General features: G+C 70.4%; 10 protein-coding genes. All 10 read left to right on the top strand.

What is annotated here, in order from left to right:
• The first annotated feature begins 361 nt into the window (after positions 1 to 361).
• The 10 genes from AB1460_RS09375 (at position 362) to AB1460_RS09330 (ending at position 12,214) form a co-directional block, all read left to right on the top strand.
• A complete protein-coding gene (locus AB1460_RS09375; protein WP_368960369.1) occupies positions 362 to 1,861 on the top strand; it encodes a CoA-acylating methylmalonate-semialdehyde dehydrogenase in 1,500 nt (499 codons plus the stop codon).
• Between the two features lie 10 nt (positions 1,862 to 1,871).
• A complete protein-coding gene (locus AB1460_RS09370) occupies positions 1,872 to 3,011 on the top strand; it encodes an acyl-CoA dehydrogenase family protein (RefSeq protein ID WP_368960368.1) in 1,140 nt (379 codons plus the stop codon).
• Positions 3,008 to 4,126, top strand: coding sequence for an enoyl-CoA hydratase/isomerase family protein (locus AB1460_RS09365; RefSeq protein WP_368960366.1), 1,119 nt, complete (start codon positions 3,008 to 3,010; stop codon positions 4,124 to 4,126). The genes AB1460_RS09370 and AB1460_RS09365 overlap by 4 nt, the downstream gene beginning before the upstream one ends.
• Positions 4,123 to 5,037, top strand: a complete 915-nt coding sequence (gene mmsB / locus AB1460_RS09360; protein WP_368960364.1) for a 3-hydroxyisobutyrate dehydrogenase — start codon at positions 4,123 to 4,125, stop codon at positions 5,035 to 5,037. Before AB1460_RS09365 ends, mmsB begins: the two co-directional genes overlap by 4 nt.
• Entirely contained in the window at positions 5,034 to 5,879 is an 846-nt protein-coding gene (locus tag AB1460_RS09355; RefSeq protein ID WP_368960362.1) for an enoyl-CoA hydratase, read from the top strand. Before mmsB ends, AB1460_RS09355 begins: the two co-directional genes overlap by 4 nt.
• Before the next feature lie 388 nt (positions 5,880 to 6,267).
• On the top strand, positions 6,268 to 7,719 hold the full coding sequence (locus tag AB1460_RS09350; RefSeq protein ID WP_368960360.1) for a malate synthase: 1,452 nt from the start codon (positions 6,268 to 6,270) through the stop codon (positions 7,717 to 7,719).
• Positions 7,716 to 8,612: a 3-hydroxybutyryl-CoA dehydrogenase gene (locus AB1460_RS09345; RefSeq protein WP_368960358.1), complete on the top strand. Its 897-nt coding sequence runs from the start codon at positions 7,716 to 7,718 to the stop codon at positions 8,610 to 8,612. Before AB1460_RS09350 ends, AB1460_RS09345 begins: the two co-directional genes overlap by 4 nt.
• Positions 8,609 to 10,117, top strand: coding sequence for an MmgE/PrpD family protein (locus AB1460_RS09340; protein WP_368960356.1), 1,509 nt, complete (start codon positions 8,609 to 8,611; stop codon positions 10,115 to 10,117). Before AB1460_RS09345 ends, AB1460_RS09340 begins: the two co-directional genes overlap by 4 nt.
• 21 nt (positions 10,118 to 10,138) lie before the next feature.
• Complete coding sequence (prpB, locus tag AB1460_RS09335; protein WP_368960354.1) at positions 10,139 to 11,032, top strand: methylisocitrate lyase; 894 nt, start codon at positions 10,139 to 10,141, stop codon at positions 11,030 to 11,032.
• A gap of 33 nt (positions 11,033 to 11,065) precedes the next feature.
• A complete protein-coding gene (locus AB1460_RS09330; protein WP_368960352.1) occupies positions 11,066 to 12,214 on the top strand; it encodes a bifunctional 2-methylcitrate synthase/citrate synthase in 1,149 nt (382 codons plus the stop codon).
• Positions 12,215 to 12,365: the final 151 nt, after the last annotated feature.

The following is a 12,365-nucleotide window of genomic DNA, read 5'->3' as shown; positions in this document are numbered from 1 at the left end:
TCAGATGTGGAAATGATTAGACGCTGTCCGGCAAGTCGGGTCAACCCCCAGCCAGGACGCAAGGTAAAGGAGTCCCCTCGCCCGGTGTCAATGCGGGAGCACAGAGTGACAGCTACGGCCGAAAAGGGGGGTCCTCCCCCTCGACTCACATTTCGCGTCGCGATGACCACGAAAGGTCAACGGGGCGACCTGCCACCAGCATGCACACGGCGGGCATCGTTGGACGCCCTACTATACGAAGCCCTAGTATCTGTGATATCAGTTGGCCTGCGTCGACGGCCGCCGCGGATCGGACCCTGACGATCAGACCGTTCGCCCGCACGGCACTGGATCACGCCACTAGCTGGGATGGGACACAGGGATGGCACGAGAGCTTTCGCACCACATCGACGGCAAGCCCGTCGCCGGCACGTCGGGCCGCTACGGGGACGTGTTCGACCCGAACACCGGGGAGGTCGCCGCCCGGGTTCCCCTCGCCTCGGCCGACGAGGTCGCGCAGGCGATCGCCACCGCGGCCGCCGTCCAGCCCGAATGGGCGGCGTGGAACCCGCAGCGCCGCGCCCGGGTCCTGATGCGGTTCGTCGACCTGGTCCGCGCCGAGCTGGACGACCTGGCCCGACTGCTGTCCTCCGAGCACGGCAAGACCGTGCCGGACGCACGCGGCGACATCGAGCGCGGGTTGGAGGTCGTCGAGTTCGCGATCGGTATTCCGCACCTGCTCAAGGGCGAGTTCTCTCCGTCCGCCGGCACCGGCATCGACGTCTACTCGTTGCGCCAGCCGCTCGGCGTGGTCGCCGGGATCACCCCGTTCAACTTCCCGGCGATGATCCCGCTGTGGAAGGCCGCGCCCGCCATCGCCTGCGGCAACACGTTCATTCTCAAGCCCTCCGAGCGTGACCCGTCCGTCCCGCTGCGCCTCGCGGAGCTCTTCCTCGAGGCCGGCCTGCCGCCGGGCGTATTCAACGTCGTCAACGGCGACAAGGAGGCGGTCGACGCGCTGCTCACCGACCCGCGGGTGCGGGCCGTCGGCTTCGTCGGCTCGTCCGACATCGCCGAGTACATCTACGTGACCGCGGCGCAGCACGGCAAGCGCGCGCAGTGCTTCGGCGGCGCCAAGAACCACATGATCGTCATGCCGGACGCGGACCTCGACCTGGTGACCGAGGCACTCGTCGGGGCCGGGTACGGGTCCGCCGGGGAACGGTGCATGGCGATCTCGGTCGCGGTGCCGGTGGGTGAGGCCACCGCACAGGCGCTGACGGAGAAACTGGTGGAGCGGGTCCGCACGCTGCGGATCGGGCCCTCCCACGACGAGAACGCCGACTTCGGCCCGCTGGTCACTGCGGCCGCGGTGGCGCGGGTGCGCGACTACATCCAGATCGGTGTCGACGAGGGCGCGCAGCTGCTGGTCGATGGCCGAGGCCACGTGGTCAACGGTTACGAGAACGGGTTCTTCCTCGGTGCCACCCTGTTCGACCACGTCACGCCGGCGATGCGGATCTACCAGGAGGAGATCTTCGGCCCGGTGCTGTCCGTGGTGCGGGCCGCCGACTACGAGTCCGCGCTGCGTCTGCCCAGCGAGCACCAGTACGGCAACGGCGTCGCGATCTTCACCCGGGACGGTGACACCGCCCGCGACTTCACCAGCCGGGTGAACACCGGCATGGTCGGGGTGAACGTGCCGATCCCGGTGCCGATCGCCTACCACACCTTCGGTGGCTGGAAGCGCTCCGGCTTCGGCGACCTGAACCAGCACGGCCCCGACGCGGTGCGTTTCTACACGAAGACCAAGACCGTGACGTCGCGCTGGCCCGGCGGGGCCCGGGAGGACGCGAGCTTCGTCATCCCGACCATGAAGTGACGGCCTGGCCATGACGTTCACCGACGACCAGCGCGCGTTGTACGAGACGGCCGCCGACTTCGCCGCGGAGAAGCTCGCTCCCTACGCCGTCGCCTGGGACCAGGCGAAGTACTTCCCCGTCGAGACGCTGCGCGACGCCGGGAAGATCGGCATGGGCGGGATCTGTGTCGGCGAGGAGGTGGGCGGCTCGGGGCTGCACCGCATCGACGCGACCGTCATCTTCGAGGCGCTCGCCACCGGCTGCCCGACCATCGCCGCCTACATCTCCATCCACAACATGGTCGCCTGGGTGATCGACCGGTTCGGCAACGACGAGCAGCGGCGGCGCCTGCTGCCGGACCTGTGCTCGATGGAGCACCTCGCCAGCTACTGCCTGACCGAGCCGGGCGCCGGCTCGGACGCGGCGGCTCTGACCACCCGCGCCCGCCGCGACGGTGACCACTACGTCCTCGACGGGGTGAAGCAGTTCATCTCCGGTGCGGGCGTGGCCGCGGTCTACGTGGTCTTCGCCCGCACCGGCGAACCCGGGTCCCGCGGCATCAGCGCCTTCGTCGTCGGCGGGGACAGTCCCGGCCTCTCGTTCGGCCCGAACGAGGCGAAGATGGGCTGGAACGCGCAACCGACGCGCCAGGTCGTCCTCGACGGGGTGCGGGTCCCGGCGGCGAACCTGCTCGGTGCCGAGGGTGACGGCTTCCGCATCGCGATGGCCGCGCTCGACGGCGGGCGGCTGAACATCGCCGCCTGCTCGCTCGGCGGGGCCTCGATCGCGCTCGCCCGGACGCTGGACCATCTGCGCAGCCGGGAGGCGTTTGGCGCCCCGCTCTCGGACGCCCAGGCGCTACGCTTCCGTCTCGCGGACATGGGCACCGAGCTGGAGGCGGCCCGTACCCTGCTCCGGCACGCGGCCGAGGCCCTCGACGCACGCCTGCCGGAGGCCACGCGACTGTGCGCCATGGCGAAGCGCTTCGCCACCGACACCGGTTTCGAGGTGGCCAACCAGGCCCTCCAGCTGCACGGCGGCTACGGATACCTCAGCGAGTACGGACTGGAGAAGATCGTGCGCGACCTGCGGGTGCACCAGATCCTTGAGGGGACGAACGAGATCATGCGCGTCATCGTCTCCCGCGCGATGCTGGATGCGGTCCGATGACGGCGGCTCCCGGGCCTCCCCAGGAGCCTGAGGTCCTGCGATCCGTCGAGGGGCGGGTCGGCCGCCTCACCCTCAACCGCCCGAAGACCATCAACGCGCTCAACCACGACATGGTCCGCGCGATGGACGCCGCGCTGCGCGACTGGGAGCACGACGACCGGGTGGACGCCGTTCTCGTCGACGGCGCCGGCCACCGCGGGCTGTGCGCGGGCGGCGACATCCGCTCGATCTACCACGACGCACGCTCCGGTGGCACCGGGTCGCTGGACTTCTGGGCCGACGAGTACCGCCTCAACGCGCGGATCAGCACCTACCCGAAGCCCTACGTCGTCATCATGGACGGCCTCGTCATGGGCGGCGGCGTCGGGATCTCCGCGCATGGCAACGTCCGGATCGCGACGGATCGCACCCGGCTGGGGATGCCCGAGGTCGGCATCGGCTTCGTGCCGGATGTCGGCGGCACCCGGCTGCTCTCCCGCATGCCCGGCGAGTCGGGCACCCATGTCGCGCTGACGACCACCCAGATGTCCGGGGCGGACGTCCTGCACGCGGGTCTCGCGGACCACCTCGTGCCCGGCGACCGGCTCCCCGACCTGATCGCGGCCCTAGTCGGGGCGGCGGATGCCAGCAACCCGACGAAGATCGTCGAGGAGTTCGCGTTCACCCCCCCGGCCGGCGGGCTGGCGGGCGGGCTGGCCGAGGCGGCGGACTGGGTCGACGCCTGCTACAGCGCGCCGACCGTCGAAGCGATCATCGCCCGGTTGCGCGAACACGGCGACCCGGCCGCGGCCGCGGCGGCCGACGAGATCGAGACGAAGTCACCCACGGCACTCAAGGTCACGCTGCGCGCCCTGCGCGCCGCCGCGGACCTCCCCGACCTGTGGGCCGCGCTTGTCGCGGAGTTCCGCATCTCCAGTGCCGGGCTGCGCTCGCACGACCTGGGCGAGGGCATCCGGGCCCAGATCATCGACAAGGACCGCTCACCCCGGTGGGATCCCCCCACCCTGGCCGACGTCGACGACGACCTCGTCGCCGCGTTCTTCGCCGTGCCGCCGGCCGGTGACCTGAGTCCAGCGGAAGAACGGGAAGCACCCGCGGAAAGGGAAGACGGATGACCAGCTCGGTTGCCTTCCTCGGCCTGGGGAACATGGGTGGCCCGATGGCCGCCAACCTGGCGAAGGCCGGGTATCGCGTCGTCGGTTTCGACCCCGTGCCAGCCGCGGCCGAGGCGGCCCGCGCAGCCGGCCTCGACGTCGCGGCGACCGCCGCCGACGCGGTCGCCACGGCGGACGTCGTCATCACCATGCTGCCCAGCGGGCGCCACGTCCTCGCCTGCTACACCGACGTTCTTCCGCACGCCCGAACCGGGTCGCTGTTCGTCGACTGCTCGACCATCGACGTCGCGGAAGCCCGGGCCGCGGCCGTCCTCGCGGCCGAGGCCGGGCATCACACCTGCGACGCCCCGGTCTCCGGCGGTGTGGTCGGCGCCCAGGCCGCGACACTGACCTTCATGGTCGGCGCGGACGACGACGCCTTCACCGCCGCCACACCGTTGCTGAACGCCATGGGGCGCCGGGTCGTCCACTGCGGGGTGTCCGGCGCCGGCCAGGCGGCAAAGATCTGCAACAACCTGATTCTGGGCATCTCGATGCTCGCGGTAAGCGAGGCCTTCGTGCTCGGGGAGCGGCTCGGGCTCTCGGCGGACGCCCTGTTCGACGTCGCGTCGGTCTCCTCCGGGCAGTGCTGGGCGCTGACGACCAACTGCCCTGTGCCCGGCCCCGTACCGACCAGCCCCGCCAACCGGGACTACCAGGGCGGATTCGCCGCTGGCCTGATGCTCAAGGACCTCGGTCTGGCCCGGGACGCCGCCCAGGCCACCGGGGTCGAGCTCGCCCTCGGCGCGCACGCCGCCGACCTGTACACGGCGTTCGTCGAGCAGGACGGGCCGGGCCGCGACTTCTCTGCCGTCATCACCGGGATCAGCGCCGGCACACTGGCGCCCCGCACGTCCGAGGAGGCCTCATGACAGCTCCGGACCTCGTCGCTCCCGCGGCCACCGGCGCCAGTACCGGTACGGACGCCTCCCCCGGCACCAGCTACGAGACGATCATCGTCAGCCGGCCGCGGCCCGGCGTCGGGCTGATCACCCTCAACCGACCGAAGGCACTGAACGCCCTCAACCTCCAGGTCATGCACGAGGTGACCACCGCCGCCACCGCGCTCGACCGCGACCGCTCGGTAGGCGCCATCGTGCTCACCGGCTCGGCGAAGGCGTTCGCCGCCGGCGCCGACATCAAGGAGATGCAGCACCAGTCGTTCAGCGACGTCCTCGCCAGCGACTGGTTCGCCGGGTGGGACGCGCTCACCCGCGTGCGCACCCCGCTGATCGCCGCGGTCGCCGGCTACGCGCTGGGCGGCGGCTGCGAGCTGGCGATGATGTGCGACATCCTCCTCGCCGCCGACACCGCGAAGTTCGGCCAGCCGGAGATCACCCTGGGCGTCATGCCCGGCATGGGTGGCTCACAGCGCCTGACCAGGGCCGTCGGCAAGGCCAAGGCGATGGACCTGTGCCTGACCGGCCGGACGATGGGCGCCGTGGAGGCCGAGTCGGCCGGGCTGGTCTCCCGCATCGTGCCCGCCGACAGCCTGCTCGACGATGCCCTCGACGCCGCCGAGAAAATCGCGGGTATGTCCACTCCGGCGGCGATGATGGTGAAGGAGGCGGTCAACCGGGCCTTCGAGACCTCCCTCGCGGAGGGCGTGCTGTTCGAACGTCGGGTCTTCCACTCGACCTTCGCCACCGCCGACCAGAAGGAAGGCATGGCCGCCTTCACCGAGAAGCGCAGGCCGGTCTTCCGCGACGAGTGAGCCCAGAGCGCCGTCTGCACTGACACCCGCGAGCGGGCCCAGCCTCCACGAGGCTGGGCCCGCTTCGCTGTGTGGCCCGACAACGTGAACCTTCGCAACCTTCGCAGAATCTGCCCCGAAGATTACATCCCTTCGCATCTTCGCCCGGCTGGACCTGAATTCACGGCTCATGGCAGAGTCGTCTCACCACACGGAAACGGCGCCGGAAGTTCCCCCGAAAACCGGGGCCGGTGACGTCCCCCACATTTCCGGGCCTGTTCTACCGCCGGATTCATTACGGGGGTGTCCGGAGATGTGCCGACGATCGGAGTGGAAATGACCGGGATCGCGAAGCCGGAGCGTGCCACCTACACGACCGCGGCACACCGGCCCGAGGGCGGCCGCTGACATGAGCGGCCATGATGAGCCGGTCGTCGAGGTCACCGGCCTGGCCGGCCCCCGGCAGGCCGAGCTCCTGACCCCTGAGGCGCTGGACTTCGTCGCCTGGCTCGACGCGGCGTTCGCGGGCCGGCGGCGCGGCCTGCTCGTCGCCCGCGAGGCGCGGTGCCGGCTGCTCACGACCGGCGTCGAGGAACTGGGCTTTCGGCCCGAGACCCGGCACATCCGCGAGGACCCCTCCTGGCGGGTCGCTGGCCCAGGGCCCGTTCCACACGATCACGACGCCAAGATGGTTGACTTCGAGGACGCCACGTCACCTACCTGGGCCAACATCGTGAACGGCCAGCTGGCGGTGCGCGACGCTCTCTCCGGCCGAGCCGAGCCGGGCCCGGCGACGATCGTGGTACGGCCGCGCGGCTGGCATCTCAACGAGGCTCACCTCCGGGTCGGAGGCCGACCCGCGGCGGCAGCCCTCGTCGACGTCGGTCTCCACCTCTTCCACAACGGCCGTCGGCTGGCGGCGGTGGGTGCCGGCCCATACTTTCACCTGCCAAAGCTGGAGAACCACCACGAGGCGCGTCTGTGGGACGAGGTTTTCCGTTTCGCCCAGGACCTGCTCGGCCTTCCCTACGGCACGATCCGCGCCACCGTGCTCATAGAGACAATCACCGCCGCGTTCGAGATGGAGGAAATTCTTTTCGAACTCCGGGAACACTGCGTCGGTCTGAAGGTCGGGCGCCGGGACTATCTCTTCAGCATCATCAAGAATCTCGGCGACCGCGACCGTGGTTCTCTGCTGCCGGACCGGTCCCAGATGACGATGGCCGTGCCCTTCCTCCGGGCCTACGGCGAACTGCTGGTGCGCACCTGCCACCGGCGCGGCGCACAGGCGTTCGGCGAGATGTCGGCATTCGCAGCCTCCGCCGACCCCGGCCGCCAGGTCACTGCCCGTGATCTACTCGATCTGTCCGTTCCGGGAGGTCGGGTCACCGAGCGCGGGATCCGCGACAACGTTCGGGTCGTGCTGTGCTACCTGGACGCCTGGCTGCGGGGCTCCGGCACCGTGGCAGTCGGCGGTGTCACGGCGGACACGGCCACGGCCGAGGTCGCCCGCTGCCAGCTCTGGCAGTGGATTCACCTCGTCGCCCTGCTCGACGACGGCCGTCCCGTCACCCGGGGGCTTGTCGAACGGCTCGTCGCGCAGGAACACCGGGCACTGGCCCTGGAGCTGGGCGCCGGCAACCGGCTGTCGGATGCGGTGACGCTACTGACTCGCACCGCGCTCGGTGACGACCTCCCGGACTTCTTCACTCCCGCCGGCTACCGGGAGTTCCTGGCAGCGGAAAGCACCCGGCCCCGGGCACGACCGCGGACGGCGTGGGATCACCCGCTCCCCGGCCGGCACGGGACCGCGCCGGCTTCGGCGACGCATTCAGCGATCACAGGCAGGACAACGAGATGACAGAGATCAGTCGAGTAGGTGTCGTGGGCGCCGGGCAGATGGGCGCCGGCATCGCCGAGGTCTGTGTCCGGTCCGACCTCGACGTACTCGTGTGCGAGGAGACCGCGCAGGCCGCGGCGGCAGGCCGGCGGCGGATCCTGGCGTCGATGGAGCGCGCCGTGCACCGCGGCCGGATCTCGCGGCAGGAGCGGGACCGGGCGGCGTGGCGGCTGCGTTTCACCACCGACCTCGGTGAGATGGCCGACCGGCAGCTCGTCATCGAGGCCGTCAGCGAGAACGAGATGCTGAAGAGGGAGATCTTCGCGGCCCTCGACAAGGTCGTGAGCGACCCCGTGGCAGTCCTCGCCTCGACCACGTCCTCGATTCCGATCATGAAGCTGGGAACCGCGACGAGCCGCGCGTCTCATGTTCTCGGCCTGCACTTCTTCAACCCGGCACCGGTCATGCCCCTCGTCGAGGTGGCCACGTCACTGCTCACCAGCTCGGTCGTACGCGACCGGGTGGAGTCGTTCACCGTCCGCGTGCTGGGCAAGCGGGTGATCCGCTCGACCGACCGCATCGGATTCGTGGTGAACTCCCTGCTGGTTCCCTATCTGCTGGCCGCGATCCGAATGGTCGAGTCCGGCTTCGCCGAGCCTCAGGACGTCGACGCGGCGATGACCCTGGGCTGCGCCCACCCCATGGGCCCGCTGGCACTGGCGGACCTCATCGGCCTGGACATCCTGGCGGCGATAGCGGAGTCGATGTACGCGGAGCTGCGCGACGCCCAGTACGCGCCACCTCCGCTGCTGCTGCGCATGGTCGACGCGGGCCTGCTCGGCAGGAAGTCAGGGCGTGGCTTCCACCCCTACCCAGGATCAACCGACTACTTGGAAGAAGGTATCAGCGCATGATCGACCACAAGGTCCGTGTGCACCGCAGCGCGGAGCGACTCGCGCGGGAGGACCAGCTCGCGTGGAAGATCGCGGCGGTGGCCGCCGACCCGGTCGGCGTCGAGGCCGAGGTGACCGACATGGTGATCAACCGGGTCATCGACAACGCGGGGGTCGCCGCCGCCTCGCTGGCGCGGCGGCCAGTGGTCGCCGCCCGGGACCAGGCGCTGCGGCACATCCCCGCCCCCGGCCGCGACGGGGCGACGGTCTTCGGCCTGGCGGCGGACACCCGCGTCTCCCCCGAGTGGGCGGCCTGGGCGAACGGCGTGGCCGTGCGCGAGCTGGACTTCCACGACACCTACCTGGCCGCGGACTACTCCCATCCCGGCGACAACATCCCGCCGGTGCTGGCCGTGGCCCAGCACCTCGGCCTGGACGGCCACGCGCTCGTGCGCGGGATCGCCACCGGCTACGAGATCCAGGTCGCCCTGGTCCGGGGGATCTGCCTGCACGAGCACAAGATCGACCACATCGCGCATCTCGGCCCGTCCGCGGCGGCCGGCATCGGCACCCTGCTCGGGCTGCCGACCGAGACCATCTACCAGGCGGTCGGGCAGGCGCTGCACACCACGACGACCACCCGGCAGTCCCGCAAGGGCACCATCTCCAGCTGGAAGGCCTACGCCCCCGCCTTCGCCGGGAAGCTGGCCGTGGAGGCCGTCGACCGGACGATGCGCGGCGAGGGTGCCCCCTCGCCCGCCTACGAGGGCGAGGACGGGTTCATCGCCTGGCTGCTCAGCGGGCCCGAAGCCCGTTACGCGGTCGCACTGCCCGCGGCGGGCGAGGCCAAGCGCGGCATCCTGGAGACGTACACGAAGGAACACTCGGCCGAGTACCAGAGCCAGGCACTGATCGACCTGGCCCGCCGCCTCGGCCCCCGCATCGGCGACTTCGGCCGGGTCAGCGCGATCGTCCTGCACACCAGCCACCACACCCACCACGTGATCGGCTCCGGCGCCGGCGACCCGCAGAAGTACGACCCGACAGCCAGCCGGGAGACCCTCGACCACTCGGTCCCCTACATCTTCGCCGTCGCCCTGCAGGACGGTGACTGGCACCACGAGCGCTCCTACGCGCCGGACCGGGCCGCCCGGCCCGACACCGTCGATCTCTGGCAGAAGATCACCACGGTCGAGGACAAGGAGTGGACCCGGCGCTACCACTCCACCGACCCGGCCGAGAAGGCGTTCGGCGCGCGCGTCGTCGTCGAACTGGCGGACGGGACCACGCTGACGGACGAGATCGCCGTCGCCGACGCCCACCCGCTCGGCGCGCGCCCCTTCACGCGCGACGAGTACATCGCCAAGTTCCGCCGCCTCGCCGACGGGGTTCTCCCCGCCGAGGAGCAGGACCGCTTCCTCGACGCCGCCACCCGCCTGCCCGAGCTGCGACCCGACGAACTCGCCGGGCTCACCATCGCCCCGCAGCCGCCGCTGACCGCCAGCGGCACCCAGGGGATCTTCTAGAGGCGAGGGGACGTCCGACCGATGCTGCACGCGAGAACACCCGCCCACGCCCGCCGCGCCGCGTTCCGTGACGCGCTGCGCACAGGCCGGCTGTTGCGCTTCCCCGGCGCGTTCAACCCGCTGTCCGCCGTTCTCATCACCGAACTCGGCTTCGACGGCGTGTACATCTCCGGCGCGGTGCTCTCCGCCGACCTTGCACTGCCCGACATCGGCCTCACCACGCTCACCGAGGTGGCGGGCCGGGCCGGGCAGATCGCCCGGGTCACCGACCTGCCCGCCCTCGTCGACGCCGACACCGGCTTCGGTGAGCCGATGAACATCGCCCGCACCATCCAGACCCTGGAGGACGCCGGCCTCGCCGGCTGCCACCTCGAGGACCAGGTCAACCCGAAACGGTGCGGGCATCTCGACGGCAAGTCCGTGGTCAGCACCGACGAGATGGTCCGACGGATCGGCGCGGCCGTCGCCGCCCGCCGCGACGACAACTTCGTCATCTGCGCACGTACCGACGCCCGCGCCTCCGAAGGACTCGAAGGTGCCCTCGAACGGGCCCGCGCCTACGCCGGCGCAGGCGCCGACATGATCTTCCCGGAGGCGATGGCCGACGCGTCCGAGTTCGAGGCCGTCCGCAGGGCCGTCGACGTGCCGATCCTGGCCAACATGACCGAGTTCGGGAAAAGCGAACTCCTCACGGCGGACACGCTGGCCTCCGCCGGTGTGAACCTGGTCATCTACCCGGTCACCCTGCTGCGCCTGGCGATGGGCGCCGTCGAGGACGGCCTGCGCCGCATTCTCGCCGACGGCACCCAGGCCGGCCTGGTCGACCGGATGCAAACCCGCTCCCGGCTCTACGAACTCCTCGACTATCCCGCGTACAACGCCTTCGACACCGACATCTTCAACTTCCGGATCTGAACGTCCGTCTTCCCTTCTGGAAGGACATCTGCCATGGCCACCACCGAATCCACGGTGCGCAAGGGTCTGGCCGGAGTCGTCGTCGACACCACCTCCGTGTCGATGGTCAACCCCGACACCAACTCGCTGACCTACCGCGGATACCCCGTGCAGCAGCTCGCCGCCGAATGCTCGTTCGAGGAGGTCGCCTACCTCATCTGGCACGGTGAGCTCCCCACCACCGAGCAGCTGCGCGGCTTCACCGACGCCGAACGCGCCCGCCGCGGCATCGACCGGACCCTGATGGGCCTGCTCGCCCGGCTGCCCGAAACGTGCCACCCGATGGACGTCCTGCGCACCGCTGTCAGCTACCTGGGTGCTCAGGACCCCACCGAGGACGACGGCTCTATCGAGGCCAACCTGGTCAAGTCACTCGACCTCATGGCGAAGCTGCCCACGGTGGTCGCCATCGACCAGCGCCGCCGCCGCGGGCAGGACCCGATCCTGCCCGACCCGTCCCTCGGGTTCGCCGAGAACTTCTTCCACATGTGCTTCGGCGAGGTGCCCGACGACGCGATCGTGCGGGCCTTCGACGTCTCGCTCATTCTTTACGCCGAGCACAGCTTCAACGCCTCGACGTTCACCGCCCGGGTCGTCACCTCGACGCTGTCCGACATCTACAGCGCGGTGACCGCGGGTATCGGCGCTCTCAAGGGCCCCCTGCACGGCGGTGCGAACGAAGCCGTCATGCACATGTTCGACGAGATCGGCGACCCGGCCGACGCCGAGCGGTGGATGCTCGACGCACTCGAGAGCAGGCGCAAGGTCATGGGCTTCGGGCACCGCGTCTACAAGTCCGGCGACTCTCGGGTTCCCACAATGCGGGCCGAGCTGGAACGCCTCGCCAAGGCGAACGGCGAGGCCGGTGAGCAGGTCCTGGCGATGTACACGGCGCTGGAAGCCGTGATGATCCGGGAGAAGAACCTCCACCCGAACCTCGACTTCCCCACCGGGCCGGCCTACCACCTGATGGGCTTCGACATCCCGACCTTCACCCCGATCTTCGTCATGTCACGGATCACCGGGTGGACGGCGCACGTCATCGAGCAGCTCGCCGCGAACGCGCTCATCCGGCCACTGTCGAGCTACGTCGGTTCCGACGAGCGCAGCGTCCCACTCGCCGCGCACCGGCTCGCAGGCTGACCGGCTGACCGGCTGACCGGCTGACCGGCTGACCGGCTGACCGTGACAATGCTGCCCATTGCAGCTGCGGAGGGGGGAGGATTACGCAACCCCCGCGGGTAGCGGTCCCGAGGAGACACCGCGGGATCCGGACGGCCCATCGGCTGGCGGA

The sequence above is a fragment of the Parafrankia sp. FMc2 genome (genome assembly GCF_041008525.1).
Taxonomy (GTDB): Bacteria; Actinomycetota; Actinomycetes; order Frankiales; family Frankiaceae; genus Parafrankia.
The sequence above is the reverse complement of the archived record's forward strand: the minus strand, read 5'-3'. Positions and strand labels throughout refer to the sequence as shown.